The organism is Stappia sp. (genome assembly GCF_965276915.1).
In the GTDB taxonomy this organism is placed as follows: Bacteria; Pseudomonadota; Alphaproteobacteria; order Rhizobiales; family Stappiaceae; genus Stappia.
Window position 1 is genome coordinate 1,430,066 of sequence record NZ_OZ255709.1, and the last position, 26,247, is coordinate 1,456,312.

The 26,247-nt window shown below is 65.7% G+C and carries 23 protein-coding genes; 14 read left to right on the plus strand and 9 right to left on the minus strand.

Annotation, left to right across the window (positions count from 1 at the left end):
- Positions 1-80 precede the first annotated feature (80 nt).
- The 3 genes from rplT to infC form a co-directional block, all read right to left on the minus strand.
- On the minus strand, positions 81-440 hold the full coding sequence (rplT, locus tag ACQY46_RS06690; protein WP_306029245.1) for a 50S ribosomal protein L20: 360 nt from the start codon (positions 438-440) through the stop codon (positions 81-83).
- Positions 441-478: 38 nt separating this feature from the next.
- Positions 479-676, minus strand: coding sequence for a 50S ribosomal protein L35 (gene rpmI, locus ACQY46_RS06695; protein ID WP_428699490.1), 198 nt, complete (start codon positions 674-676; stop codon positions 479-481).
- A 351-nt stretch (positions 677-1,027) separates the two neighbouring features.
- Entirely contained in the window at positions 1,028-1,570 is a 543-nt protein-coding gene (gene infC / locus ACQY46_RS06700) for a translation initiation factor IF-3 (protein WP_428700427.1), read from the minus strand.
- A 520-nt stretch (positions 1,571-2,090) separates the two neighbouring features.
- Here infC and ACQY46_RS06705 point away from each other — a divergent pair.
- A complete protein-coding gene (locus tag ACQY46_RS06705) occupies positions 2,091-4,070 on the plus strand; it encodes a methyl-accepting chemotaxis protein (RefSeq protein WP_428699491.1) in 1,980 nt (659 codons plus the stop codon).
- Between the two features lie 9 nt (positions 4,071-4,079).
- Here the strand turns inward: ACQY46_RS06705 and ACQY46_RS06710 are convergent, their stop codons facing one another.
- A complete protein-coding gene (locus tag ACQY46_RS06710; protein ID WP_428699492.1) occupies positions 4,080-5,258 on the minus strand; it encodes a glycosyltransferase family 4 protein in 1,179 nt (392 codons plus the stop codon).
- A gap of 136 nt (positions 5,259-5,394) precedes the next feature.
- Between ACQY46_RS06710 and ACQY46_RS06715 the strand changes: the two genes are divergently transcribed.
- The 5 genes from ACQY46_RS06715 (at position 5,395) to lepA (ending at position 12,978) form a co-directional block, all read left to right on the plus strand.
- Positions 5,395-6,219, plus strand: a complete 825-nt coding sequence (locus ACQY46_RS06715) for an alpha/beta hydrolase (protein ID WP_428699493.1) — start codon at positions 5,395-5,397, stop codon at positions 6,217-6,219.
- A 112-nt stretch (positions 6,220-6,331) separates the two neighbouring features.
- Positions 6,332-7,363, plus strand: coding sequence for a patatin-like phospholipase family protein (locus tag ACQY46_RS06720; protein ID WP_428699494.1), 1,032 nt, complete (start codon positions 6,332-6,334; stop codon positions 7,361-7,363).
- Positions 7,364-7,488: 125 nt separating this feature from the next.
- Positions 7,489-8,760, plus strand: coding sequence for a penicillin-insensitive murein endopeptidase (gene mepA, locus ACQY46_RS06725; protein ID WP_428699495.1), 1,272 nt, complete (start codon positions 7,489-7,491; stop codon positions 8,758-8,760).
- Between the two features lie 241 nt (positions 8,761-9,001).
- Complete coding sequence (locus tag ACQY46_RS06730) at positions 9,002-11,008, plus strand: ATP-binding protein (protein ID WP_428699496.1); 2,007 nt, start codon at positions 9,002-9,004, stop codon at positions 11,006-11,008.
- Between the two features lie 164 nt (positions 11,009-11,172).
- On the plus strand, positions 11,173-12,978 hold the full coding sequence (lepA, locus tag ACQY46_RS06735) for a translation elongation factor 4 (RefSeq protein WP_428699497.1): 1,806 nt from the start codon (positions 11,173-11,175) through the stop codon (positions 12,976-12,978).
- Between the two features lie 16 nt (positions 12,979-12,994).
- Here lepA and ACQY46_RS06740 read toward each other — a convergent pair whose 3' ends face one another.
- Positions 12,995-14,599: a B12-binding domain-containing radical SAM protein gene (locus tag ACQY46_RS06740; RefSeq protein WP_428699498.1), complete on the minus strand. Its 1,605-nt coding sequence runs from the start codon at positions 14,597-14,599 to the stop codon at positions 12,995-12,997.
- Positions 14,600-14,989: 390 nt separating this feature from the next.
- Here ACQY46_RS06740 and ACQY46_RS06745 point away from each other — a divergent pair, with 390 nt between their 5' ends.
- Positions 14,990-15,190, plus strand: a complete 201-nt coding sequence (locus ACQY46_RS06745) for a cold shock domain-containing protein (RefSeq protein ID WP_306029251.1) — start codon at positions 14,990-14,992, stop codon at positions 15,188-15,190.
- A 94-nt stretch (positions 15,191-15,284) separates the two neighbouring features.
- On the opposite strand, the gene ACQY46_RS06750 is transcribed toward ACQY46_RS06745, so the two are convergent.
- On the minus strand, positions 15,285-16,475 hold the full coding sequence (locus ACQY46_RS06750; RefSeq protein WP_428700428.1) for an MFS transporter: 1,191 nt from the start codon (positions 16,473-16,475) through the stop codon (positions 15,285-15,287).
- A gap of 215 nt (positions 16,476-16,690) precedes the next feature.
- Here ACQY46_RS06750 and glpK point away from each other — a divergent pair, with 215 nt between their 5' ends.
- The 5 genes from glpK (at position 16,691) to ACQY46_RS06775 (ending at position 21,984) form a co-directional block, all read left to right on the plus strand.
- The gene (gene glpK, locus ACQY46_RS06755) at positions 16,691-18,187 is read left to right on the plus strand and encodes a glycerol kinase GlpK (protein WP_428699499.1); all 1,497 of its coding nucleotides are present in this window, start codon (positions 16,691-16,693) and stop codon (positions 18,185-18,187) included.
- A gap of 135 nt (positions 18,188-18,322) precedes the next feature.
- Positions 18,323-19,291, plus strand: coding sequence for a bifunctional helix-turn-helix transcriptional regulator/GNAT family N-acetyltransferase (locus ACQY46_RS06760; RefSeq protein WP_428699500.1), 969 nt, complete (start codon positions 18,323-18,325; stop codon positions 19,289-19,291).
- Complete coding sequence (locus tag ACQY46_RS06765) at positions 19,288-20,220, plus strand: DMT family transporter (RefSeq protein ID WP_428699501.1); 933 nt, start codon at positions 19,288-19,290, stop codon at positions 20,218-20,220. The genes ACQY46_RS06760 and ACQY46_RS06765 overlap by 4 nt, the downstream gene beginning before the upstream one ends.
- 119 nt (positions 20,221-20,339) lie before the next feature.
- Complete coding sequence (locus ACQY46_RS06770; protein ID WP_428699502.1) at positions 20,340-21,068, plus strand: hypothetical protein; 729 nt, start codon at positions 20,340-20,342, stop codon at positions 21,066-21,068.
- Positions 21,069-21,207: 139 nt separating this feature from the next.
- Positions 21,208-21,984 (plus strand): DUF1194 domain-containing protein, encoded by a 777-nt coding sequence (locus ACQY46_RS06775; RefSeq protein WP_428699503.1) that lies wholly within the window; start codon positions 21,208-21,210, stop codon positions 21,982-21,984.
- Between the two features lie 7 nt (positions 21,985-21,991).
- Here ACQY46_RS06775 and ACQY46_RS06780 read toward each other — a convergent pair whose 3' ends face one another.
- Positions 21,992-22,876, minus strand: coding sequence for an SDR family oxidoreductase (locus ACQY46_RS06780; protein WP_428699504.1), 885 nt, complete (start codon positions 22,874-22,876; stop codon positions 21,992-21,994).
- Between the two features lie 116 nt (positions 22,877-22,992).
- Here ACQY46_RS06780 and ACQY46_RS06785 point away from each other — a divergent pair, with 116 nt between their 5' ends.
- Positions 22,993-23,328: a hypothetical protein gene (locus ACQY46_RS06785; protein ID WP_428699505.1), complete on the plus strand. Its 336-nt coding sequence runs from the start codon at positions 22,993-22,995 to the stop codon at positions 23,326-23,328.
- Between the two features lie 43 nt (positions 23,329-23,371).
- On the opposite strand, the gene ACQY46_RS06790 is transcribed toward ACQY46_RS06785, so the two are convergent.
- Positions 23,372-24,232, minus strand: coding sequence for a TrmH family RNA methyltransferase (locus tag ACQY46_RS06790; RefSeq protein ID WP_428699506.1), 861 nt, complete (start codon positions 24,230-24,232; stop codon positions 23,372-23,374).
- On the minus strand, positions 24,229-25,197 hold the full coding sequence (locus ACQY46_RS06795) for a class I SAM-dependent methyltransferase (protein ID WP_428699507.1): 969 nt from the start codon (positions 25,195-25,197) through the stop codon (positions 24,229-24,231). The genes ACQY46_RS06790 and ACQY46_RS06795 overlap by 4 nt, the downstream gene beginning before the upstream one ends.
- A gap of 278 nt (positions 25,198-25,475) precedes the next feature.
- Between ACQY46_RS06795 and ACQY46_RS06800 the strand changes: the two genes are divergently transcribed.
- Positions 25,476-26,207 carry an SRPBCC family protein gene (locus ACQY46_RS06800; RefSeq protein WP_428699508.1) on the plus strand — a complete coding sequence of 244 codons (732 nt, stop codon included), beginning with the start codon at positions 25,476-25,478 and terminating at the stop codon, positions 26,205-26,207.
- Positions 26,208-26,247: the final 40 nt, after the last annotated feature.

Below are 26,247 nucleotides of genomic sequence, written 5' to 3' on the forward strand. Positions count from 1 at the left end.
TGTGCTCCGCTCGATCCCTGCAACGAAAAAGGGCGCGCCGTGCCGGCGCGCCCTTGATGTCAGTCGGGTCGGTGCCGGCCTTATGCCGACAGCGCGCCCTTGGCCTGCTCGGTCAGGACCTTGAACGCATCCGGCTCGCGGATCGCGATGTCGGACAGGACCTTGCGGTCGATCTCGATACCGGCCTTGTTGAGGCCGTCGATGAAGCGCCCGTAAGTCAGGCCGTGCTCGCGCACGGCGGCGTTGATGCGCTGGATCCAGAGCGAGCGGAAATTGCGCTTGCGGACCTTGCGGTCGCGATAGGCGTACTGTCCGGCCTTCTCGACCGCCTGCTTGGCAACGCGGATCGTGTTCTTGCGACGACCGTAGTAGCCCTTGGCGGCCTTGAGGACCTTCTTGTGCTTTGCGTGGGCGGTTACGCCCCTTTTGACACGCGACATGGAATTGAACTCCTTGGAAAGTCAGAACGCCGTCAGGTTCAGCCGTAGGGCAGGAACTGCTTGACGATACGGGCATCGGGCTCGGACAGCGTGGTGGTGCCGCGCGCGTCTCGGATGAACTTGTTCGAACGCTTGATCATCCCGTGACGCTTGCCCGCCTGGGCGCACTTGACCTTTCCGGTCGCGGTAAGCTTGAAGCGCTTTTTCGCTCCAGACTTGGTCTTCAGCTTGGGCATTTCGCATCCTTTCTTGACCCGGCGGGTGTAACGCCGCCGGCTGTTGTTGGAAGCCGTTGTGAGCCGCCACGGCATGCCCGTTCGTCACGGGAGGTCCGCCAAAACAGACCGGTCCCGCGAAGCCGGGCGGCTCGGGACACGGGCTTATAAGCGCGGTCCCTGAAAAACACAAGGGCGGGAATGGCCCTGGAAGGTCCAAATGGGCGCAAAAACGCGCGAGAAGGCAACCGGCCCCGCCAGCGCCGCACGGCTCGCGGGGAAGGGGCACAACGAAAAGAACCCGGCCAGATGACCGGGTTCCTGTCTTCAACACATGCCCGCCAAAGGCAGGGCAGTGTACGCAGTGGTCGTCTAGCGCGCGATCGGCGCCAGCACCATCACCATCTGGCGGCCCTCGAGCCGGGGATGGGACTCGACCTTGGCGAATTCCGCCGTCTCGTCACGCACCTTGTGGAGCAGTGCGATGCCGAGGTCCTGGTGCGCCATTTCGCGTCCACGGAACCGCAGGGTGACCTTCACCTTGTCGCCTTCGTCGAAGAAACGCTTCATGTTCCGCATCTTCACCTCATAATCATGGGTGTCGATGTTCGGACGCATCTTGATTTCCTTGACCTCGACGACCTTCTGCTTCTTGCGCGCTTCCGCGGCCTTCTTCTGGCTCTGGTACTTGTACCGGCCAAAATCCAGGATCTTGCAGACAGGCGGCGAAGAGTTCGGAGAGATCTCGACAAGATCGAGCCCGGCCTCTTCGGCCATCCTCATCGCATCTTCCGTCAGGGTGACGCCGAGGTTCTCTCCATCCTTGTCGATAAGCTGGACTTCCCGAACACGGATCTCTTGGTTGGTGCGCGGGCCTTCCTTGGTCGGCGGCGGTGCGCGGTATGGACGGCGAATGGTCGCTAACTCCTCTAATGTTTCAACGAAACTGTTCGATGAACCTTTCGGTTCGACGGCCTGTCTCCCTGATCCGTCTCCCTGATCCGTCTGCCTGAGGGCCGTCGGGGAAGAACGCTGGACCGGTTCGCAACAACGAATGCCCCGCACGCCTGGCGCCGGGGACCAATGTGGCGACCGATCAGGCCGTTGCCAAGAAAATCCAGTGAAAAGCGGGAGAAGTCAACCGGATTCGGGCGCAGGTGGACGATGCCGCAGCTGCGCGGCCGGGATGCGGCTGAAGCTGCGCGGCCGGTTTGGCCGAATGTCGATGCGGGCCTGCAGGTCCGGAAGTTGTTTCGCCGATGACCAGGAGTTGCCTGTCAGTGCCAAAAAACATGGGCGTGTTATCGGAGTTGTGACAATAAAGATTAACTGGCCGTTATGATTATTGAGGCACATATGCTTGCGGGAGGGATGGCTTGACCACCGCGAAAGGTCGCGTCCTTTCGGCGGTCGTCGATATGCTCAGGAGCGTATGGTGTCCCTCGTCCTTCTCCGTCCAAAGAACGGTATTCCCGTAGCCGTGCGTGTCGGTGTGCTGGCAGCGATCGCCGTTGTCGCCGTCATTGTGCTGTCGCTGACACATTTTCTTGGCGATGCGCGCAACAATGCGGCGGTCGATCGCATGCTGGACAATCGCCGGCTGGAAACATTCGCCGGGCAACTTGCCAACGAGACGTTGCAGATGCGCCGCCGGGAGAAGGACTTCCTGATTCGCCGGAACCAGGAGGAGGCGGATCGCTACGAGGCGGCCGTCGAATCGGCGCTTTCGATCATTCCGCGCATGTCGGAACTGGCGGCCGCCAAGCCGGTTGCCATGCAGATCGGCCTTGCGCAGGCGGGTATCGCCGCGCACCGGGATCAGTTCCGGCGCATCGTCGAAGCCTACCGGACAATGGGCTTCGATGAGAAAAGCGGTCTCCAGGGAGAGCTGCGCGCGGCGGTGCATGCCGTCGAGGCGCGCCTCAAGGTCGCCAGCCTCGACGCGTTGACCGTCAGGATGCTGATGATGCGGCGTCACGAGAAGGACCTGATGCTGCGCGGCGACCTGAAATACGTGGGTGAGGTCGATGCCCGCCGCGCCGAGTTCGACGGCCTGTTGCAGCAGGCGGACCTGGACACGGGTGCGCGCGCCGAGATTTCCGGTCTGCTGGACACCTATGTTTCCGGCTTCAAGGCTTATGCTGCCAATCATGCGCGGATCGCGGAGGAGGTGGATGCGCTGAGCCGCATCTATGCCGACCTGACGCCCCATGTGGAGGCGATCGTCAGCACGGCGGTCGACGGACTGGAAGCCGCCGAGGCCGATCTCGACCTCACGCGGGAAACGGTTGCGACGGTTTTCGTGATCGCCGCCTCTGCAATGCTTCTGGCTGCCCTGGCGCTTGCCTACGTGATCGGCCGCGGCATCACCCGCCCGGTTCTCGGCATCACCGGGGCGATGCGGGCGTTGGCCGACGGCGATACCTCCGTGTCGGTTCCCGCCGCCGCCGCCCATCGCGAGATCGGCGCCATGGCGCGGGCCGTCGAGGTGTTCCGTGCCAACGCGATCCGCACCCGGGAGCTGGAGGCGGAACAGGCGAAGCAGGCGCAGCGGGCAGAAGCGGAGAAGCGCGCGATGATGGCAAGGCTGGCCGAGGAGTTCGACGGTTCGGTTGGTCGCATCGTCCACGCGATTTCACAGGCGTCGCAGGAGCTTGACCGCGCTTCCCAGGTCATGGCCTGCGCTTCGCAGGACGTTGACGCGCGCTCCGCCTCGGTGGCGGCGGCATCCGAGCAGACGGCTTCGAATGTCCATACCGTTGCCGCGGCGACCGAGGAAATGTCGGCCTCCATCGAGGAGATCAGCGCCCAGGTGCTGCGGGCATCCGGATCGACCCAGCAGGCATCGGACAACATCGTCCAGACGACGGATCAGATGACGGCCCTGTCCGGGGTCGCCGACCGCATCGGCCAGGTCGTCTCGATGATCTCCGACATCGCGGCCCAGACCAATCTTCTGGCTCTCAACGCGACCATCGAATCGGCCCGGGCCGGCGAAGCGGGCAAGGGCTTTGCCGTGGTCGCCGGCGAGGTCAAGGCACTGGCCAGCGAGACCTCGAAGGCAACCGACGGTATTGCCAAGCTTGTCGCCGAGATCCAGTCGGAGACGCGCACGGCTGTTTCTGCCATCGACGGCATAGGCAAGATCATCAGCGAGTTGAACGGAACCACCGCAGCGATTGCCGCGGCGATGGAAGAGCAGGGCGCGACGACGCGTGATGTGTCCCGCAACGTGCTCGAGGCGGCGGAGGGAAGCCGGTCGGTCTCGCAGGGCATTGTCGGCGTCAGCACGGCTTCGCGCGAGAGCCAGGGCGCTGTACAGACGGTGACGGTGGCCGCCCAGGGGCTGTCGAGCCAGTCGGCGGCCATGCGCGAGGAGGTCGAGCGGTTTCTCGCGCATATCCGCGCGGCCTGAGCCGCCCTGTCAGCGGCCGGCAAGCAGCCGGTCGTAGACCGCAAGGGTTGCCGCGCACATCGCCTCGACGGAGAAATGCGCGCTGACATGGGCGTGTGCCCGCCCCGCCAGCGCCTCGCGCCGGTCGGGCGCAAGGGCCAGCATCTCGGCAATCGCGGCGGCGAGCGCTCCGGCATCGCTGGCCGGCACGCGCCAGCCGGTGCGTTCGTCTTCCGCGACATCGGGCGGCGCCAGCACGGTCTCGGGCACCGCGCCGAGGTTTGTCGCAACGACCGGCACGCCGGCGGCCTGCGCCTCGACGGCGGCCCGCCCGAAGGCTTCCGGTTCGATGGAGGCAACGACGGCGACATCGGCAAGCGCCAGCGCCGCGCCGATATCCGCGCAATGGCCCACGAGCCGCACACGATCCGCGAGGCCGGCGGCCGCGATCCGCTGTTCGAGTTCCGCCACATAGGCCTCGCGCCCCTGCGCGTCGCCCGCCAGGATCGCGACCCAGCCGGCGGGCGCCTCGCTCGAGAGGGAAAGCCGCGCCAGCGCATCGACCAGCACCAGCTGCCCCTTCCAGTGGGTGAGGCGGGCAAGGTTGAGGATCACCCGCTCGCTCCCCGCAAGACCCCATGCGCTCGCCAGATCCCGCCGGCGTTCGGCCGAAACCGAGGCCGGGTCGAGTGCGGCAAGGTCCGAGCCGCGATGGATGACGGCGATGCGCCCCTGCGCGAAGGGATGGCGCTCGGCGATCAGCCTTGCGGTGTAGCGGGAATTGGCGATCACCGAATCGCCGCGCGCCATCACCGAATTGTAGAGTGCCTTGGCCGCGTTCGACTGGTTGTAGATGCCGTGATAGGTGGTGACGAAGGGCACGCCTTGCGTCCGCGCGGCGCGCAGCGCCGACCAGGCCGGCGCCCGCGAACGGGCATGCACAAGATCGACGCCCTCGGCGCGAACCAGATGCCGCAGCGCTTGCGCGTTGCGCCAGAGCGCCAGCGGCGCCTTGCGCTTCAAGGGCAGCGTGACATGCTCGGCCCCGCCGGCCACGAGCTCCCCGACGAGCCGTCCGCCCTGGCTTGCGACGATCGCCCGGTGGCCGGCCGCGACCAGCGCGAGGGCGACGTCGACGGCGGTGCGTTCGGCGCCGCCGGTGTCGAGTTCGGGAATGACTTGCAGAACGGTGCGGCGGGTCACAGGCATCCTGTCGGGCAAGGTTGCGGGAGCCATGGGTGCGGAAGCCATGGGTGCGGGAGCCATGGGTGCGGAAGCCGGGGCGGACTTCTCAAACCCTGCATCCTGTGCCACATCGGGCAGCGACCAGGCAAGGAGCGACGACATGAGCGATGCAGTGACGGGACCCGGCGGCGAACGCTTCATCGAGGTGGGACGCGGCGCCCAGGCGCGGCGGATCGCGGTTCTGCGCGAGGAGGGCGAGCCCGGCCGCTGCGGCATTCTCTGGCTTTCCGGCTTCAAGTCCGACATGGCCGGCACCAAGGCGGAGGAGCTTGCGGCCTGGGCGCGCGCCACCGGCCATGCGATGACGCGGCTTGACTATTCCGGCCACGGCCTGTCCGGCGGCGCGTTCGAGGACGGCACCATCTCGCAATGGGCCGAGGAGGCCGTTGCCGTTCACGCCGCCTTCTGCCGCGAGCCGACCATCGTCGTCGGCTCGTCCATGGGCGGCTGGATCGCGCTGCTTCTAGCCCGTGCGTTGCTGGCCGAAGGCGCCGGCGCGGCGCCGCTCGCCGGCATGGTGCTGATCGCCCCGGCCCCGGATTTCACCGAGGAGCTGATGTGGAAGAACGAGTTCACCGACGAGATCCGCGAGACGATCCTGCGCGAGGGCCGCTTTGAGCGCCCGTCCGAATATGACGACAGTCCCTATGTCATCACCCGCGCGCTGATCGAGGACGGCCGCGAAAACCTGCTGCTTGGCGGGGCCATCGAGACCGGCTGCCCGGTCACCATCCTGCAGGGACAGCGCGACGACGCGGTGCCCTGGCAGCATGCGCTCAGGCTGACGGAATGCCTGGCGCTGGACGATGTCGTGCTGACCCTGGTCAAGGACGGCGATCACCGCCTGTCGCGGCCCGAGGATCTTGACCGGCTGCTCGATGCCGTCGCCCTCCGCGCCGAGGCTGCCGAACTGCACATGGGCTGAGGCCCGGCCGGGCGTGCGTTTTTGCCTGCGGGTCATCGGTTTGTCGTATTTCGCGCCAAGGCTTGGCGCGGCATGATCGTCATTGGCTGGACACGGACAGGCGAGGGTACTTATGACAGGGCGCAGGCGCTTCATTCTGGCGATCGACGGAGGCGGGATCCGGGGCCTTGTTCCCGTGCGAATCCTCGAGACGCTGGAGGCGCGCCTCAGGGCGCTCGGCAAGAGCGCGCCGATGCACCGTTATTTCGACATGATCGCGGGATCTTCCACCGGCGGGCTGATCGCAGCGGGCCTTGCCGCCCCCGGTCCCGACGACCTGGGCGGCCAGGCGGCCGGCATCACCGAGCTGCGCCGCTTCTTCGAGGTCGACGCCCGCGATGTCTTCCGCCGCAAGAGCCTGTTCGAGCGCTTCGTCGCCAATCCCCGGGCGCTGTTCGACGAGCGCTATGACGAGCGGCCGCTGGAACGCATCCTCAAGGACCAGCTCGGCTGGACCTCGCTGCAGTCGGCGCTGACCCGCATCGTGCTCACCGCCTATGACATCGAACGGCGCGAGGCGGTGTTCATGACCAATGGCCGGCAAAGCGACGGCAGCCGGCCGGATGACTACTACTTCTGGCAGGCGGTGCGGGCGACGACGGCGGCGCCGGTCTATTTCGAGCCGATGCGCGCGGAAAACCTGACCCATGGCGACGAGCGCGTGCTGATCGATGGCGGCGTGGTGATGAACAATCCGGTGCTTGCCGCCTATCTGGAGGCGATGAAGCTCGGCTGGAGCGCGCAGGAAATCACCTTTCTCTCGCTCGGCACGGGCGCCGCCAGCAGGCGCGGCTACACGTTCCGCGAGGCCTCGACCTGGGGACCGCTCGGCTGGCTCTCGCCCGGCAACGGCACGCCGCTCCTGTCGATCCTGGCGCATGGCCAGTCGACCACCGCCGCCTACCAGGCGGAACGGCTGCTGCCGGCTGCCGGCGTCGCCGAGGTGATCCGCCTCGACGGCGACCTGCCGGAAGGGGCCGAGGCGCTCGACAACACCCGGCCCGGCAACATCATCGAACTGAACGGCGTCGCCGACCGGATCATCCGCGACAACACGCTGACGCTCGACCGGATCGCCGCGGAAATGAGCGAGCGCGACGACTGAGCCGTCTTGCCGCCCGGTCCCCGTTTATGGTTAACCGAACGTAAACGCTCCGGCGCGACACTGCTTCAACGGGCCATGGCGAACGCCGCCTGCCCGGGGAGACCAAGGCCACGAGGGAGCCGGCCATGAGACGCGCGACAGCAGCCAACTGTGTGCCCTTCGAGATGACGGAGGCCGGTCTGCGAACCCGCCATGCCTGGCTCGGCCTGCTCGCCGCCGCCTGCATCGCGGCGCTGGCCGTGGCCTCTGCCTCGGGACCGGCCTTCTCCGCCCCGCTGCCGCGCGAAAAGCCGGCCAGCCTGATCGCCGCCGACGCCCTGTCGCGGCTGGAGGAACGGCGGGTGACGACAACGCGCATCCTTCCCTCCACCGATATCGGCGATCTCGTTTCCTCTGGCGGCGTTTCTTCTGGCGGAGAACGACCTGTTGCCGAGGCCGAGCGGTCCCGCTTCGCCGCCGCCCCCCTGCCGCAGCCGGCGCCGCGCGAGCGCGCCGAAATCGCCGCCGAAATTGCTGCCGGGGCCGCCCCGGCGCTGCAGGAGACGGCCGCCGCCGTTCCGGCGAATGTCTCGCGGTCAGCGGTCGCCAAGGACCTCTTCGGCGCCATGCGCTCGCCCGCGCCGCTCGCCGCCCGCTCCATCGGCTCCTATGCCAAGGGCTGCGTTGCCGGCGCCACCGCGCTCGCCGTCGACGGGCCGAGCTGGCAGGTGATGCGCCTGTCGCGCAACCGCAACTGGGGTCATCCGGAACTGATCGACATGCTGCAGCGGCTGGCCACCGATGCGCCCGCGCTCGGCTGGAACGGCCTGCTTGTCGGCGACCTTGCCCAGCCGCGCGGCGGGCCGATGACATCCGGCCATGCCAGCCACCAGATCGGCCTCGATGCCGACATCTGGCTGACGCCGATGCCGGACCGCACATTGTCCCGCGACGAGCGCGAGAGCATGTCGGCGGTCTCCATGCTCAAGGGCCCGTCCAACCTGAAGGATGCCGACCGGGGCGTCGACCCGGCGAAATGGAGCGACGCGCGCGCAAGGCTGATCCGCCGCGCGGCGCAGGACCGGCGCGTTGCCCGCATCTTCGCCCATCCCGGCATCAAGCAGGCGCTCTGCCGTTTCGAGACCGGCGACCGTTCCTGGTTGAGGAAAGTGCGCCCCTGGTGGGGCCACCACTATCATTTCCATGTGCGCATCGCCTGTCCTGACGGCAGCATCGGCTGCAAGGACCAGAACCCGCCGCCGGCGGGCGACGGCTGCGGCAAGGAGCTGGCCTGGTGGCTCTCCGACGAGCCCTGGGTGCCGAAAAAGCCCGCCAAACCCTCGAAGCCGTCGAAGAAGAAGCACATGACCCTCGCCGCCCTGCCGGACGCCTGCACGCAGGTGCTTGTGGCGAGGTGAGGGGTATGTAGGCGGCGGACTTAATCGCTGCTCTTGAACGTCAAGCAATGGTTGCAGATTCGGGCTCAATTTCTGAGAGAAAATAAATACAATCAGAGCGTTGATGACCTGATCCGGCCGGCGCACTCAACCCTGAGATCCGATGAGCTTTTCTCAGTCAAGCCGACTGAGTATCCTTGACACTAAGGTCGCATCTGATTGACCATAGTCGGATAAAGGTATTTTTTTTTAAGGTGTTTGAATGCCGGAAACACATTACAGGCTTCAGGTTGAGCGCGACCACCTGAATAAGCTGGCGATTGCAAAGCCAATTCAAGCCTTGTCCGAACTCGTTTGGAACTCACTCGATGCGGACGCAACCCGCGTTGACGTCGAGATCGATGCCGACGACATGGCGATGCGAGCAGTGACTGTCCGAGACAACGGGCACGGTTTTCCCCACGATGAGGTCGAGTCTTTCTTCGGGAAACTTGGTGGGTCCTGGAAGCGGCACGGCAGCCGATCCAAGACAAAGGGCCGGCTTCTGCACGGCAAAGAAGGAAAAGGCCGCCTGAAAGCGTTGGCTCTCGGGCGCTCGGCTTTCTGGTCGGTGCGCTACCTCAAAGGCAGTCAACTCATGTCATATACCATCTCGCTTCTGCGAGATGACTTGGTAGACGTGAGGGTCTCAGAGCCGATCGAGGTCGAAGCCGCATTAGGAACAGGCGTAGAGGTGAAGATTACTGAGCTTGATCGCGCCTATCGGTCACTCGAACCTAGTAGGTCCGTGCAGGCGCTATCTGAAGTTTTTGCTCTTTACCTCACGGACTATTCTGACGTTGGCGTGTATGTGGAGACGGAGAAGCTCGATCCCTCTGCCCTAATCGCCGAGCGGAAAACACTGAATCTCCATCCTATATTTGTCGGAGGCCACGAACATGCAGTTCAGGTCGAGCTAATTGAGTGGAAGACGGCGTCTGAGCGTTGGTTTTTCTTGTGCGGCCCTGAAGGTTTTCCATTCCAACGCATCATGCCGCGCTTCCACACCCCTGGCTATCAGTTTTCGGCCTATCTTAGGTCGACATATGTCGACGTCCTACAGCAACGCGGCGTGCTGGACCTTGCGGAGATGGATGCCGTCTTGCAGGAGACGTGCGATACGGCTGCCGAACTCATCAAGGCTCATTTCCGGGATAAGGATGTCGAGGCGGCTAAGAACGAAATCGAACAGTGGAAGCAAGAGGATGTCTATCCTTACCGGACGGAGCCCCAGACGTCAGTAGCAAAGGCAGAACGCAAAGTTTTCGATATCGTCGCTCTAAACGTCAACAAACATTTGCCTGACTTCAACCAACAGAGCTCGAAGAGTCGAGCCTTCCAGATGCGGATGCTTAGGCAGGCAATCGAGCGCGGTCCTGACGAGCTACAGCATATTCTAACGGAGGTCCTTGACCTTCCAGAGCGCACACAGAGGGAAATGTCGAAACTCCTCGAGGAGGCTGACCTCGCAAACGTCATTAGCGCCAGTCGGTTAGTATCCGATCGCCTCAAGTTCGTCCATGGACTAGAGGCGTTGCTCTTCGACGTAGATAGCAAGATCCACCTTAAGGAACGCAGTCAGCTTCACCGTATGATCGCGGAAAATAATACATGGCTATTTGGTGAGGAGTTCAGCTTAACGGTGGACGACAAGTCGCTAAGTGAAGTCCTGCGAAAGCACCAGGAAGTCATCGGCTTGGATACGGTCATCGACCGGCCGGTAAAGACGATAGATGGAAAGGTAGGTATCGTTGATCTGATGCTGTCTCGCGCTGTCCCACAAAGTCGGGTCGAGGAACGCGAGCATCTGGTCGTCGAACTGAAGAGACCGTCAGTGAAAATAGGTGCTGACGAGATAACCCAGACAAAGAAGTATGCCTTCTCGATCGCTGAGGACGAGCGTTTCCGCCACGTCAAGACGAGGTGGAGTTTCTGGGTCATATCCAACGACTTGGACGCTTATGCTCAACACGAAACGCGCCAGAAGGACGCACCTCCTGGGCGAGTGTACCTTTCAGAAAACGGTTGCGTGAAAGTCTGGGTGAAGAGTTGGGCGGAGGTACTTTCCGAATGTAAGGCTCGGCTACAGTTCGTCCAAGCACATCTGCAAGCGAACGTAGATCGTGAGGCCTCACTGCGTTACCTTAAGAAAACATATGATAAGTATCTCAGCGGAGTTGCGGAGGAGTACGCAGAAGAGAGCGAAAACGAGTATTCTGCAGCGGAGTAGTCGTCAAATCTTTCGGTCCTAGCGAAACATAGGTTCACCAAGAAGGCTTGGAAGTTCGTCATCCCTTATGACGCTCGGCCCACTGCAGACCGCTAACTCGCTTTTTCCCGTCTCCCCCGCGCAATCCCCTTTGCGGGCGCGTGCGGCGATGGTAAATGGCGCGCATGAGCACGCAGAAAATCTCCGACATCCGCAATTTCTCCATCGTGGCGCATATCGACCACGGCAAATCGACGCTGGCCGACCGCCTGATCCAGATGACGGGCACGCTGACCAGCCGCGAGATGAAGGAGCAGGTGCTCGATTCGATGGACATCGAGCGCGAGCGCGGCATCACCATCAAGGCGCAGACCGTGCGCCTGATCTACAACGCCGCCGACGGCAAGCAGTACAAGCTGAACCTGATCGACACGCCGGGCCATGTGGACTTCGCCTACGAGGTGTCGCGCTCGCTCGCCGCCTGCGAGGGCTCGCTGCTGGTCGTCGACGCCAGCCAGGGCGTCGAGGCGCAGACGCTGGCCAATGTCTACCAGGCCATCGACAACGACCACGAGATCGTCTCGGTGCTCAACAAGGTCGACCTGCCGGCGGCCGAGCCGGACCGGGTCAGGGAGCAGATCGAGGACGTCATCGGCCTCGACGCCTCGGAAGCGGTGATGATCTCCGCCAAGACCGGCCTTGGCGTGGAGAACGTGCTGGAGGCGATCGTCAAGCGGCTGCCGCCGCCCGAGGGCGACCCGGATGCGCCGCTGAAGGCGCTGCTGGTCGACAGCTGGTACGACCCGTATCTGGGCGTCATGGTGCTGGTGCGCATCATCGACGGACGGATGAAGAAGGGCCAGAAGATCAAGATGATGGGGGCGAACGCCACCTACGAGATCGACCGCGTCGGCGTCATGACCCCGAAATTCCTGATGACCGACGATCTCGGACCCGGCGAGATCGGCGTCATCACCGGCTCGATCAAGGAAGTGGCGGACACCCGCGTCGGCGACACGATCACCGACGAGCGCAAGCCGACCGCCAAGGCGCTGCCCGGTTTCAAGCCGGCCCAGCCGGTGGTGTTCTGCGGGCTCTTTCCGGTCGATGCCAACGACTTCGAGGATCTGCGCGCGGCGATGGGCAAGCTGCGGCTGAACGATGCCAGCTTCTCCTTCGAGATGGAGACCTCGGCCGCGCTCGGCTTCGGTTTCCGCTGCGGCTTCCTCGGCCTCTTGCATCTGGAGATCGTCCAGGAGCGGTTGGAGCGCGAGTTCGATCTCGACCTGATCGCCACCGCGCCCTCGGTCGTCTACCGCATGCACCTGACCGACGGCACCTTGAAGGAGTTGCACAATCCGGCCGACATGCCCGACCCGGTGAAGATCGAGACGATCGAGGAGCCGTGGATCCGCGCCACGATCATGACGCCGGACGAATATCTCGGCGCCATCCTGACGCTGTGCCAGGAGCGGCGCGGCGTGCAGGTCGACCTGAACTATGTCGGTTCGCGCGCCATGGTCACCTATGACCTGCCGCTCAACGAGGTGGTCTTCGATTTCTACGACCGGCTGAAGTCGATCTCCAAGGGCTACGCCTCGTTCGACTACCAGATCACCGACTATCGCGAGGGCGACCTTGTGCGCATGTCGATCCTGGTCAATGCCGAGCCGGTCGACGCGCTGTCGGTGCTCGTCCACCGCTCGCAGGCTGAGCGGCGCGGCCGCGCCATGTGCGAGAAGCTGAAGGACCTGATCCCCCGGCACATGTTCAAGATCCCGATCCAGGCGGCCATCGGCGCCAGGGTGATCGCCCGCGAGACCATTGCCGCGCTGAGGAAGGACGTCACCGCCAAGTGCTATGGCGGCGACGCGACGCGCAAGCGCAAGCTTCTGGAAAAGCAGAAGGAAGGCAAGAAGCGCATGCGCCAGTTCGGCAAGGTGGAGATCCCGCAGGAAGCCTTCATCAAGGCCCTGAAAATGGACGAGTGAAGCCTTCGGTTGCCGCCTATTCGGCGGCGACCAGCACCGGCTGTTGCCACCGGCCCGCCTCGATCTCCGCGATCTGCGTGTCGATCTGCCCCAGCACGAAGCGCGAGAACGGGCCAAGGTGCACGTAGAGCGCCACCATGTGCAGCATCGGGTTGAGCGCGCGCGGATTGTAGCGCAGCGTGAAGGCGATCATCCGCCACAGATGCCCGCGGTGCTCCGGATGGCGCCGGGTGATCGACCAGACGAGCCGGCCGAGCTTCTTCACGTCGCTGGCGAGGCGGGCGTTGAGAACGTCGCCGTTGGGCCCGCTCATGTCGAGCACTGAGACCATCTTCTTCAGCCGCCCGAAATACGCGTCCGGCGCGTAGACCCGCTCGATCACCTTGCGGTAGTCGGCCAGGATCTGCCCGCGCGGACGCAGTGTCTCGAAATTGAGCCCGGCCGTGCACTGGTCGCCTTCCTCGTGGTCGGGATCGGCCATGTCGAACTCGGCATGCAGGCGCCCCTGCGCCGCCAGGCGCCGGGTGAGCTGGGTGTTGGGCAGCGCGTAGAGAAGTCCCGTCATGGCGACGGGAATCGCGGCCTCCTCGATGAGATCCGCGATCTCGTCGGCAACGCGGTCGCTCTCCTCGTCGAAACCGACAATGAAGCCGCCGATGACGAAGATGCCCGCCTCGTAGATCTGGTGCACGCTGGCGGCGATGTCGCGCCTTGTGTTCTGCTTCTTGCGGGTGGCGATCAGCACGTCCGGGTCGGGGCTCTCGATGCCGACGAAGACGACGAAGAAGCCGGCATGGCGCATCATTTCCAGAAGGTCGTGATCGTCGGCCAGGTTGAGCGAGGCCTCGGTCGAGAGCTCGAACGGCCGGCCATGCGCCTTCTGCCAGGCGATCAGGTCCGGCAGGAACGCCTTCACGGCCTTCTTGTTGCCGATCAGGTTGTCGTCGACGAAATCCACATGGCCGCGATAGCCGAGATCGTAGAGCGCCTGCAGTTCCGCCAGGATCTGGGCGCTGCCCTTGGTGCGCGGCTTGCGGCCGTAGAGCTCGATGATGTCGCAGAATTCGCAGGTGAACGGGCAGCCGCGCGAGAACTGCACGTTGACCTGGACATAGTCGGAGAAGTTGAGCAGGTCGAAACGCGGCACCGGCGTGGTGGTGACGTCGGCCTTGAACTTCTCCGCCTCGAACGTGCCGAAGCGTTCGCCGCGCTCGAAGGCTGCGATGAACTGCCCGAAAATGCCTTCCGCCTCGCCGATCACCCGGAAATCGGCCACCGCATAGTGGTCCGGGCTCGAGGTGACGTCGGGACCGCCGACGACGACGGGAATGCCGGCCGCCTGGCACATGGCGATGATCGCCAGCGTGTCCGACTGCTGCGGCAGCATGCCGCCGGTGAAGACGACGTCGGCCCAGGCAAGCTCCTCCTCCCGCAGCTCCGTGGTATTGCGGTCGACCAGCCGAGGCTGCCAGTTCTCCGGCAGCATCGCGGCAACGGTGATCAGCCCGAGCGGCGGCGCCGGATACTTGGCGCCGACCAGGGCGCATGTCTCCTGGTAGTTCCAGAAGGATCCGGCCTGGAAGCGCGGATAAAGCAACAGGACGTTGACGCTCGGGGTCATCAAAGGCTCTTCGTCGTGGCGGGGTCGGATCATGAACAGCAGGATATCAAACTTGACGGTTTTTGCATGACCTGCGGGTGACGAATTGTCGGTTCGCGGCGGCAGGGCTTGCAAAATGAAATCCGGTCACCATTTCTTAACGGTAGTTGTTCATCATTCGCTGACGATATGGCGCGCCTTGCGGTGTCGCATGCCTGTCACCCTCACATTGCAAGATGAGGTCCGGGCGCTTTCGAGACGAACCGAGACGCAATTCGTCATGCGGCGGCGCGATACGTTCCGCGCGAGCATGGACGTTGCCCCGGCGCGACACGCGCGCCACGGCGGCATGACCGGCACCCCGCACGGGTGCGCAACAAGACTGACAAGAACGATAAGAAAGAGACTGAAATGGACTTTGGTAATGTGAAGTGGTTCGACATCAAGCAGGGTGTCGGCCAGATCGAACCGGACGAGGGCGACTTCGTCCATGTCGACATGGCGGCGCTGCGCCGCGCGGGTCTCCCGACCCTGCGCGAGGGCCAGCTGATTGCCTATGAGCTCGACTATGCGCGCGGCCATTCCGCCGCCGAGAACCTGCGCGTCCTGTAACGCGCATGCCCACCGGGCGGCTTGAAGAAAGCCGCGAGCGAAGCGCCGCTGCCGTGACGGGCACGGCGCTTTTTGCGTTTTGAGGGCAGGCTGCTCAGCCGGCGTCGCGTGAGCCTGCCGTCAGTCGCCGCAGTCGCAGCATGGCGACAAGGCCGAAGGCCGGCCCAAGCGCCAGCAGGGCCAGCAGCACCGGCCAGCCCGACGTCCCGACCACGATGGGCGTTGCCTGCACCGTGACGAAGGTCAGCGCGAAGCCGATCGCCGTTTGCAGTGTCATCAGGCTGCCCGCCTGCGAAGCCGGGGCAAAATCCGCCACCAGCGCCGAGAATTGCGGGGAGTCGGGCACGATCGAGGCTCCCCAGACCAGAAAGACCGCGCAGAGCAGCCAGGGCGGGCCGCCGAAGGCGAGGGCGGCGGCAAGCGCGCTGGCGAAGCTGACGGCCAGCGCGATGATCGCAACGTTTTCCTTGCCGATCCGGTCGGCGACGAGCCCGCCGACGATGCAACCAAGCCCGCCGAGCGCGACCGCCGCGAAGGTGGCGATCCGGGCGAGCGACAATGCGGCGGCATCGTCGAGCGTGACAGCGAAGGCGGCTGCCATCGCCGCGCCGGCCCAGGTCCACATGGCGTAGAGTTCCCACATGTGGCCGAAATAGCCGGCATAGGCGAGACGGATGCGGCGATCCGTCCAGGCCCGGCCGATGACGCCCGGGTCGAAGCGCGGCGACGTTGCATGGTAGGGGCCAAGCCGCATGCCGAGAGCGAGAAAGGCGGCTGCGAGGGAAGCCAGGGAGGCGAGAAGCACCGTGACGCGCCAGTCGGCGCCACCGCCAAGCGCGATCAGGTGCGGGGCGGCAGAGCCGAGTGTCACCGCGCCGACCAGCAGGCCGACAAGGAAGCCCCGGTCCCTGACACCCCAGCCGACGGCGATCTTCATGCCGACGGGATAGACCCCGGCAAGCAGCGCGCCGGTGAGGATGCGCGCGGCGATCGCACCGTTTCCGCCCACCGGCAGGACCAGCAGGGCGGCATTCACCAGTGCCGCCAGCGCGGCGCAGGCGGCAAGCAGGCGTCCGGGGTGGATGCGGTCGGGCAGGCCGAGAAAGGCCGACACCAGCGCGCCGATGACGAAGCCGACCTGCACGCCGCTGGACAGCAGTGCCTGGCGCGCGGCGGAGATCGGGGCCTCGGCAAGCATCTCCGGCAGGATTGCGGCCGACACGAACCACAGCGACAGCGCCGCGATGACCGCGGTCGAAAGGAGGCTGAGCGAGAGCGTTTTTATTGTCGTGACCCGGTCTGGCCGCGACCGCGGCGACTGGAAGGCGCGGCCGGACGGCCGCTTGCCGGAAGCCTATCAAGGTCGGCAGAACGCGTCGATCCCGCATTGGACGGTGCGGCGATGCAGGAAGTGTGATTTTCGATTGACCGTTTTTTTGTTTCGTTTGATGGTTTTTTTGGGCAATAAGGAAAGAAAACGAACGTATCGGGAGGCGGCGTGTGAGCGGCGGACATATACTCGCAATCGATCAGGGCACCACATCGAGCCGGGCCATCGTCTTTGACGGGGATCTGCGGTCGGTGGCGGTCGGCCAGCAGGAATTCGCCCAGCACTTTCCACATTCCGGCTGGGTCGAGCACGATCCGGGCGACCTGTGGACCTCGACGCTCGCCGTCTGCCGCGAGGCCTTGTCGAAAGTCGAGGGCGGGGCCTCAGTCATCGCCGCGGTCGGCATCACCAACCAGCGCGAGACCACGCTGGTCTGGAGCCGCAGGACCGGCGAGCCGGTCGGAAATGCCATCGTCTGGCAGGACCGGCGCACGGCGGAGTTCTGCGCCCGGCTGAAAGGGCAGGGGCACGAGGCGCTGTTCACGCAGCGCACCGGCCTGCTGCTCGATCCCTACTTCTCCGGCACCAAGCTTGCCTGGATCCTCGACAATATCGAGGGCGCAAGGGCGCGAGCCGAGGCCGGGGAGCTGGTCTTCGGCACGGTCGACAGCTGGTTGATCTGGAAACTGACCGGCGGCCGCGCCCATGTCACCGACGCGACCAATGCCTCGCGCACGCTGCTCTACAATATCGACGAGAATCGCTGGGACGAAGAGCTTTGCGGCATTCTCGGCGTGCCCCTGTCGATGCTGCCCGAGGTGAAGGACAGCGCCGACGAGTTCGGCACGGTCGAGGCGGGGCATTTCGGGACTGAGTTGCCGATCCTCGGCGTTGCCGGCGACCAGCAGGCGGCGACCGTCGGCCAGGCCTGCTTCCGTCCCGGCATGGTCAAGTCAACCTACGGCACCGGTTGCTTCGCGCTGATCAACACGGGCGAGACCCGGGTCGCCTCGCAGAACCGCCTGCTTTCGACGATTGCCTACCGGCTAGACGGCAAGACCACCTATGCGCTGGAGGGCTCGATCTTCGTTGCCGGCAGCGCCGTGCAATGGCTGCGCGACGGGCTCGGCATCATTGGCCAGGCTTCGGAAAGCCAGCAGCTTGCGGAAGCCTCCGACCCTGAGAACCGGCTCTATCTGGTGCCCGCCTTTGTCGGCCTCGGCGCGCCTTACTGGGACCCGGATGCGCGCGGCGCACTGTTCGGCCTGACGCGGGCGAGCGGACCGGCCGATTTTTGCCGGGCGGCGCTTGAAAGCGTCGGCTACCAGACACGCGACCTGATCGAGGCGATGCGCGCGGACGCGGCCGGTATCGACACCGCCGGCATCGTGCTGCGCGTCGATGGTGGCATGACCGCTTCGGACTGGACCATGCAGTTTCTCGCCGACCTGCTTGGTGCGCCGGTCGACCGGCCGCAGATCCTTGAGACGACGGCGCTGGGCGCCGCCTGGCTCGCCGGCCACAAGGCGGGTGTGTGGCCGGACATGGAAGCCTTCGCCGAGACCTGGCATCTCGACCGCCGCTTCGAGCCGGCGATGGAGGAGGGCGCGCGCGAGGCGCTTTATGCCGGCTGGCAGGATGCGGTGCGCCGCACCCGGTCCAACTGAGTCCGGCCGCGCTCGTCCCCGAAGGGGGCAGGCGCGGCGCTTGATGCGTTGGAGCCGCTGCGTCAAAAGACGCATTGCGTCCTGATCGCAGGTTCCATATGTTGACTAAGTCAACATATGGTGGATTTCAGCAATATGCCCGCTCACCCGTCAGGCCCGCATCGCCTCGATACCGCTCCGGTACGCGACGGGGACGTCGCCGCCATACGCCGGTTCAACCGCTTTCACACGCGGCTCGTCGGTGCGCTGAACGAGCATCTGCTCTCCTCTCCTTATTCGCTCGCCCAGGTCCGCATCCTCTACGAGCTTGCCAACGCGCCGCCCGACACCCCGCCGGCAGCGCGCGAACTGGGCGACGTGCTGAAGATGGATGCGGGTTACCTGAGCCGTCTGGTCGCCGGTCTCGAGGGTGACGGGTTGCTGGAGCGGACGCCTGCGCCCGACAATGCCAAGCGCCTGCTGCTGAGCCTGACGGAGCGGGGCCGCGAGGTCTATGCCGGGCTGAATGCCGCCTCGGCCGGCGAGGTTGCCGAATTGCTGGCGCCGCTTTCTCCGGCCGAGCGCCGGCAACTGACCGGTTCCATGGCGCGCATCCGCCGGCTTCTTGGCGATCGGGGCGAGGCGCGCGCCTTCATCCTGCGCGATCCCGAACCGGGCGACCTGGGCCAGGTCGTCCACCGCCAGGCGGCGCTCTACACGCGGGAATATGGCTGGGACTGGACGTTCGAGGGGCTGATCTCGGAAATCGCCGGCCAGTTCATCCGCAATTTCGACCCCGCCGGCGAGCGCTGCTGGATTGCCGAGATGGAGGGCGAGATCGTCGGCTCGGTCTTCGTCGTGCGCGAGGACGCCGAGACCGCCAAGCTGCGCATGCTCTATGTCGACCCGGCGGCGCGCGGCAAGGGGCTTGGCCGCACCCTTGTCGAGGAATGCCTGCGTTTTGCCCGGGCGAAGGGTTACCGGCGGATGGTACTGTGGACCAATGACATTCTTGTCTCCGCCCGCCGCATCTACGAGGCGGCGGGTTTTGAACTGCTGGAGGAAGCGCCGCACCGCAGTTTCGGCAAGGATCTGGTCGGCCAGGTCTGGGGACGCGAGTTGTGAGGCTGCCCGTCCTGGCCTCCGTCGTGACCGGCTTCCAGGTGGGGGCGGCCCTTGTCGCGAGCGAGGCGGTCGTTGCCGAAGTCGGCGCTGGCCGGCTCGGCTTCCTGCGCTATGCCATCGCGCTTGCCATCCTGCTGCCGGTGGCGGCCCTGTCTTCCGGCGCGCCGGTGACGCGGCGCGACATGCTGCCCGTTGCGCTGATCGGCATGGGGCAATTCGGCATCCTGGTGGCCCTGCTCAACGTCGCGGTGCTTCATACCGGATCGCCGCGCGTGGCGCTGGTCTTCGCCACGCTGCCGATCGTCACGCTGGCGGTGGGCTGGGTGCTGGGAGCGGCCAGGGTGACGAGGCTGGCGCTCTGGTCGATCGTCCTGTCCGTCGTCGGCGTCGCCTTCCTGCTTGCCGGGGACGCCCTGACCGGCCGGATGGCAGGCTCCGACTGGATCGGACTGGGATGCGCGGGGCTTGCCACCCTGACGGGAGCGCTGTGCTCCAGCCTCTACCGCCCCTATCTCCAGCGCTGCGGCGTCGCCCGGGTCAGTGTCATCGCCATGTCCGCCTCGCTGTTGCCGCTCGGCCTGATGGGACTGATCGAACCGCACGGCGTCGCGATGGCGGACTGGACGGCGCGCACGGTGGCGCTGGTCGGTTTCGTCGGCCTGTCGAGCGGTTTCGGCTTCCTGTTCTGGCTCTACGCCCTGTCACATCTGCCGGCGGCCGTGGTCACGGCGTTTCTTGCCCTCAGTCCCGTAACCGCCGTTGTCCTGTCGGTGGCGTTTCTCGGAACGGTTCCTTCCGCATCGCTCGGGGTGGCGCTGGTGCTGGTGATGGGAGGCCTTGCCGCGACAGCCTTCGCGCAGCGCCAGGGCAAGGCCGCCGCTCCTCCCGTTTCCCTGCCTGCGACAGGATCCGGCGGCCCTCCAGGCTGACGTTGCGTCTTCCTTCAGTCACGTGTTGCGAATTTTCTCTCTTGCGGGTTGAATGATCCCTGCCGGGTTCCCGTCATGCGGGAACGACGGCGGTTTCGATCAGCCATTTGGAGACGACCATGTCCGCACCGCGTTCTTCCGCCGCTTTCGAAAACGGCCTGCCGTTGCCCTATGCCGGCCTTCCCCATGTCGACGATGTCGAGCGTTTCGACCCGGCCGGCGATGCGCCTCTCTTCTCCGCCATCGCCGATATCCTGATCGACGAGGGGCTGGAGGACACGTTCGGCGTCAACCTGCTGCATGTGCACTTCACGCTCGCCGAGGGCGAAACTGTCTGGGAAAGCCACGACCGGCGGGCCAACAGCCTGTCGGTCACGGTCTGCGCGCGGGGCTCGGCGCTTTCGCGCGAAGGGCGGCCGACATCCTGGCGCTGTCTCGACGGCCGGTGGCTGCCGCTCGCCTTCGCCCGTCACGGTCTCGGCGAGGTGGAGCTGGCGCGCGCGGCTCCCGCCATGGAGAGGATCGGCCACCTGCTCGAGGAGGCCGGGCAGGCCGGGCGTTTCGGGCTCTGCCTGGCGCGGGGCGGCTTGCGCTCCTGGCCGCTGCGCATTCACGTGGAGCGAACCGACGAGACGGGGCGCCGCCAGATCCTTGCGCCGGAATGGGCGCCTTTGCGCGATCGCGGCCAGGATCTCGATACCTCCTGGACCTTTCATCCGTCCCTGCTGGCCCGCACGGGCATCGTTCGCAACACCGGCACCCGCTGCAGGAGCAAGTGCAAGACCACCTGCCTTATCGGCAGCGTCCATGGTCCCTGGCACGAGAAGGAGCACAAGAAGGAGGTCTGAGCGGCGCTGGCGGCCGGTTTCTGTCTGAATGTGCCGGCTGCTCGCCGGAACGTGAAAGGCCGGGGCCGGCTTTCGCCGTTCCCTCGCGTGAGCGGGCATGCTTCACTCAGGTGCCGTCGGATCGCCCGGGAGAAACAGCATGCGCGCACTCGCCCGCCTCGTGGTTTCCTTGCTGCTTGCAGCCACGACGTCCTTCGCGCCGGCGGTGGCGGAAGACCTGGATCTGGAACTCGTGCTGCTGGCCGATTCCAGCGGCTCCATCGACGATGCCGAGATCCGCTTCCAGCGCCAGGGTTATGCCGACGCGATCACCGATCCGATGGTGCTCTCCGCCATCCTCGACAACGCTTATGGCAAGATCGCCGTCACCTATGTGGAATGGGGAAACGCCGCCTCGCAGGATGTCGTTGTCGGCTGGACGGTGATCGACGGTGCCGACGCAGCGCGTGGCTTCGCCGAGGCGTTGATGGCCGCGCCGCGGCGCGCCTATGGGCGCAACGCCATCGGCTCGGCGCTTCTGAAGGGCAAGCGGCTGATCGAGGACAGCGGCCATCGTGGGGTCCGGCGGGTGATCGACCTTTCCGCCGACAGCGCCAACAGCTGGAACGGCCCGCCGCTGGAAACGGCCCGGGCCGAGGTGGTTGCCGCCGGGATCGTCATCAACGGCCTTGCCGTGCTGTGCCGGCACTGTTCGGGGCGTCCGGCCCGCTACGATCTGGAGGACGCCTTCGCCAGGCTGATCATCGGCGGCCCCGGTTCCTTTGTCGTCACGGCCGATTCCGAAGCGACCTTCGCCGATGCCGTGCGCAAGAAACTGATACTGGAAATCGCGGCGCTGCCGCCGGCGCGCAACATTGCCGCCCTGTCCGGCCCGCCGGTGCGCTTCGCCGCAGACGGGCAGACGCGCGGCGAGTGAAACGCGCTCAGCGCCAGCCGTCGCGATGAAGGGCCGAAAGCGCCTCGCGGTATGTGGGAAAGAGGAAGTCGTAGCCGAGTTCCGACTTCACCCGGGCATTCGAGACACGCTTGTTCTCGCCGTAGAAGGAGCGCGCCATCGGGCTGAGTTCGGCGGTCGCGAAATCCTGCTCCGGCGGCGGCGCCACGCCGAGAAGACCGGCCGCGTGGGAAACCACATCCTGCGGCGGCGCCGGTTCGTCGTCCGTGACGTTGAACACGCGGGTTTTCGCCGGCCCGTCGATCGCCGCCTCCAGCGCTCCGGCGATATCCGCCACATGAATGCGGTTGAACACCTGCCCCGGCTTGACCAGCCGGCGCGCGGTGCCTTTCTCGAGATTGACCAGGGCGTTGCGGCCCGGACCGTAGATGCCCGACAGGCGGAAGACCTGCACGACGCCTTCCGGTTTTCCGTCTTGCGCCGGTTTCCCGCCATGCGCCAGCCATGCTTCCTCGGCCGCCACCCGCTGGACGGAGCGTCGCGAGACCGGCTTGCAGGGCGTTTCCTCGTCGACCCAGTCGCCGCCATGGTCGCCATAGACGCCGACCGTCGAGAGATACCCGGTCCATGCGGGCCGGGCGGCGGCGAGATCCGCACCGTGACGGGCAAGCACCGGATCGCCCGCCTCCCCCGGGGCGATGGAGACGAGCACATGGGTCGCCTGCGCGAGGGCATCGGCGATGCCCTCGCCCGGTGCCGTCCCGTCGAACAGGAACGGGGTGATGCCGCGCGCCCTGAGAGCCTCCGCCTTGTCGGGGCTGCGCGTTGTCGCGCCGATCCAGGCGCAGCGCGATGCGATACGGGTGACGAAGGCATCCGCCGAGTAGCCGATACCGAAGACGAAGAGGCGCATGGCGTGATTTCCCAAGGGTTGTGGTCTTGTGGTATTTTCTCACATGGCGTGTGTCGGTGGCGGATCCCGCCACCGGGTTTCAATGCCGTTTTATTGCCAGCACAGGGAGTTTCAACATGGACATCGCAAAGACGCTGCAGGCGCGGCCCGCATCGCGGAGTTGTGCGCTGATCGATTTCGACACGGCCGAGGTTTTCGTAGGTCTCGGCGGCAACGGCAAGTTCCTGCTGGTCACCGGCGAGCGGGCGACCGTTTCCATGCGGGTGGAATTGCGGCCGCTGGTCTATGTGACGCAGCCGGATTACTGGGGGATCGAGGTCGTCGGCTGCGTGTCCGGCATCGTCCTGCCGCAGACCGCGCCCTATGCCGAGACACTGGAAATTTCCACGGTCACGGGCACGAAGGGCATCGAGGTGATCGGCGCGGGCGAAAGCCGCCGGATCGACCTTTAGGCCGTGCCCGGTCGCGCTCCGAGGGATGCCGCCGCGCTCCCCCTCAGAGCGCAAGGTCGGCGCGGCGGATCTCGTAGAGCATGACCGCCGTGGCGACGGCGAGGTTCAGGCTGTCGGCCTGCCCGGCCTGCGGGATGCGAGCGAGCGCGCTGCAGGCCTGCGCCATCTCCTCGGGAAGGCCGGACTGTTCGTTGCCCATCAGCAGCAGGGTGGGGCGAGCGTAGGCGATGGTCCGGTAGTCGCTCGACCCTTTGAGATGCGTGCCGACGACCGTCCCCGGCCAGGCCTGCGCGATCTCGCGGAACGCGTCTCGCGACAGACGGGCAAGCGGCACATGGAAGAGCGAGCCCATTGTGGCGCGCACCGCCTCCACCGCGAAGGGATCGGTGGTCTCGCCGACCAGGATGACGCCGGCCGCCCCGACCGCGTCGGCGGTGCGGATGATGGTGCCGAGATTGCCCGGATCGCGGACCTGGTCGAGGGCGACCCACACGGCATCGGGGCGGGCCGCGATGGCCGTGCGCAACGCGCCGGGAGAAAGGGTTTTCTGCCCGTAGACGCCGACGACCATCTGCGGGTTGTCGCGCCTTGTCATGGCTGCCAGGACGGCGGTCGAGACCTCCAGGATCGTCGCCCCGCGCGCCCGCGCCGTGGCCGCGACTTCGCGCGTAGCGGCGCTGTCGTGCGCTTCCGGTCCGATCGCCAGCATGTCGACCTCCCAGCCGGCGGCAAGCGCGTCGGTGGCAAGCTTCAGTCCTTCGGCAACGAAGCGGCCCGTCTTCTGTCGATGCTTGCGCTGCGCGATCAGCGCCTTGATGTCCTTGACCAGCGGGTTGGAGAAGGAGGTAACCTGCTTGACCTGGCCGGCCCTGCGGGCGCCAGGAGGATCGTCGCGCCCGCTCATTGTCCGCTCCAACGGCTGTAGAGGGACGTGGAAAGCGCCCGTTCGCCGGTCTCGGAGCGCAGCACGAGCTCGCCCGATTCAAGCCTTCCTCCGCGCGTGGCCAGCGTGTCGGCCATGACCTCGTGCAGCGCCAGGAAGCTGGCGCGGATCGCATAGGCGGTCAGCACCAGAAAATCGGCCTCCGGCGACAGGATCTTCTCGATCATCGGCAGCATCTGCGGCAGGCTTTCGTAAAGGTCCCAGATCTCGCCCTTCGGTCCGCGCCCGTATTTCGGCGGGTCGAGCAGGATGCCGTCATAGACATTGCCGCGCTTGACCTCGCGGGCGACGAACTTGGTCGCGTCCTCACAGATCCAGCGGATCGGCAGGTCGTCGAGGCCGGAAAGGGCCTGGTTCTCGCGGGCCCAGCCGATCGCCTTCTTCGAGGCGTCGATATGCGTTACCTCGGCCCCGGCGGCGGCCGGCACCAGCGAGGCAAGGCCGGTATAGCCGAACAGGTTGAGGATGCGCATCGGCCGCCCGCCCGCCGCCTGGCGGGCCCTCACCCGGTCGGCCATCCATTGCCAGTGGGCGGCCTGTTCGGGAAACACGCCGACATGGCGGAAGGACATGAAGCGGCCGAGAAAACGGACATCGCCGAATGCCATCTGCCAGGTCTCCGGCAGGTCGCGGTTCAGCCTCCAGCGTCCAGGCCCGTCATCCTCGTCATTGCCGGTGAAGACGGCATCGGCCGCGTCCCAGCGGGCCTGCGGCAGGTGCGGCGCGCCCATCGCCTGCGGTTCGGGACGGTCGACGACAATGCTGCCATAGCGTTCCAGCTTGCGGCCATGGCCGAAGTCGAGCAGCGCATAGTCGGACCAGCCCCGTGTCTGGAGCATGGTCGGCCAGACCGGCGCCGGCGGATTGCCGGCGGGCGCGGCCTCCTGCGTGTCGCCGGTCGCCCGGTCTCTCGCGTCGTCGGACAAGCGATGGTCCTTTCCTGCCGTGATCTGGGTTGCGGTCCTTGGCGAACGCCATAGGGCGCTTGCCTGCCGCGGTCAATCGCCATGCGCTGCCCCTCGGGTTTCCGCAAGGAGGTATCGCGAGGACCGTTCGGCGTGCCGCGCTGCACCAAAGAGAAGTTTGTAGCTGATTTTCTTTCAAGCACTTGAAAGGCGGGGCCGGCTTGGTCAAGCTGTCCGCAACTGAAGATGCGCAAGGCGCGGCGAGATGCGCGCGAACCCTTTTGCAAAGGTGCCGGAACATGGATTTGGTAGGCGAGTACCGGTTGTTGGCTGGTCGGGGTGTTGTCTGGTCTGCGTTGAACGATGCGGATGTTCTGCGTCGTTGCATACCGGGTTGCCAGTCCCTGGAGAAGCTTTCGGACCGTGAGATGAGCGCGACGGTCGTTGCGAAGATCGGTCCCGTGAAGGCGACGTTCAAGGGTGCGGTGACGCTGGAGAACATGGTTCCGCCGGAGAGCTACACGATTGTCGGCGAGGGCAAGGGCGGCGTTGCCGGCTTTGCCAAGGGGTCGGCGGACGTGTCGCTTGCCGAGGACGGCGATGCGACGGTTCTGAGCTATTCAGTGAAGGCGCAGGTCGGCGGCAAGCTCGCGCAGCTTGGCAGCCGTCTGATCGTGTCGACGTCGCGGAAGATGGCGGACGAGTTTTTCGGCAAGTTCAAGGAGATCGTCGAGGGGGACGGGGCCGCGCCCGATGCCGATGCGTCTGGCGGCGATGCGTCTGCGGCGTCTTCGGGCGAGGCTTCGTCGTCGTTTGCGGGTGTGGAGCTTGACGCGGGGCTTGCGGAGGAGGCGAAGACGCAGGCGCTTTCGGATGCGCCGCACCGGGTCGGCGAGGCTGTCTCCGAGGCTGTTCACGAGGTGGAGACGGAGGTCGAGAGCGCGGCGGGGCGTGGTTTTCTGGGCGGTCCGGTCGTGTGGGGCCTTGCGGCGCTGGGCGTGGTGATCGTGGTTCTGGCGTTGATGAGCTGAGGGCGCTGCCCGGCGGTTGGCCGGGCTTGAAGGTTTGCCC

What these genes read in the sequence shown, in the direction of transcription:
- rplT (WP_306029245.1), bottom strand. Translation starts at nt 440, where the DNA reads ATGTCGCGTGTCAAAAGGGGCGTAACCGCCCACGCAAAGCACAAGAAG.
- rpmI (WP_428699490.1), bottom strand. Translation starts at nt 676, where the DNA reads ATGCCCAAGCTGAAGACCAAGTCTGGAGCGAAAAAGCGCTTCAAGCTT.
- ACQY46_RS06710 (WP_428699492.1), bottom strand. Translation starts at nt 5,258, where the DNA reads ATGCCTGTGACCCGCCGCACCGTTCTGCAAGTCATTCCCGAACTCGAC.
- ACQY46_RS06715 (WP_428699493.1), top strand. Translation starts at nt 5,395, where the DNA reads ATGAGCGATGCAGTGACGGGACCCGGCGGCGAACGCTTCATCGAGGTG.
- ACQY46_RS06720 (WP_428699494.1), top strand. Translation starts at nt 6,332, where the DNA reads ATGACAGGGCGCAGGCGCTTCATTCTGGCGATCGACGGAGGCGGGATC.
- mepA (WP_428699495.1), top strand. Translation starts at nt 7,489, where the DNA reads ATGAGACGCGCGACAGCAGCCAACTGTGTGCCCTTCGAGATGACGGAG.
- ACQY46_RS06730 (WP_428699496.1), top strand. Translation starts at nt 9,002, where the DNA reads ATGCCGGAAACACATTACAGGCTTCAGGTTGAGCGCGACCACCTGAAT.
- lepA (WP_428699497.1), top strand. Translation starts at nt 11,173, where the DNA reads ATGAGCACGCAGAAAATCTCCGACATCCGCAATTTCTCCATCGTGGCG.
- ACQY46_RS06740 (WP_428699498.1), bottom strand. Translation starts at nt 14,599, where the DNA reads ATGACCCCGAGCGTCAACGTCCTGTTGCTTTATCCGCGCTTCCAGGCC.
- ACQY46_RS06745 (WP_306029251.1), top strand. Translation starts at nt 14,990, where the DNA reads ATGGACTTTGGTAATGTGAAGTGGTTCGACATCAAGCAGGGTGTCGGC.
- ACQY46_RS06760 (WP_428699500.1), top strand. Translation starts at nt 18,323, where the DNA reads ATGCCCGCTCACCCGTCAGGCCCGCATCGCCTCGATACCGCTCCGGTA.
- ACQY46_RS06770 (WP_428699502.1), top strand. Translation starts at nt 20,340, where the DNA reads ATGTCCGCACCGCGTTCTTCCGCCGCTTTCGAAAACGGCCTGCCGTTG.
- ACQY46_RS06775 (WP_428699503.1), top strand. Translation starts at nt 21,208, where the DNA reads ATGCGCGCACTCGCCCGCCTCGTGGTTTCCTTGCTGCTTGCAGCCACG.
- ACQY46_RS06780 (WP_428699504.1), bottom strand. Translation starts at nt 22,876, where the DNA reads ATGCGCCTCTTCGTCTTCGGTATCGGCTACTCGGCGGATGCCTTCGTC.
- ACQY46_RS06785 (WP_428699505.1), top strand. Translation starts at nt 22,993, where the DNA reads ATGGACATCGCAAAGACGCTGCAGGCGCGGCCCGCATCGCGGAGTTGT.
- ACQY46_RS06790 (WP_428699506.1), bottom strand. Translation starts at nt 24,232, where the DNA reads ATGAGCGGGCGCGACGATCCTCCTGGCGCCCGCAGGGCCGGCCAGGTC.
- ACQY46_RS06800 (WP_428699508.1), top strand. Translation starts at nt 25,476, where the DNA reads ATGGATTTGGTAGGCGAGTACCGGTTGTTGGCTGGTCGGGGTGTTGTC.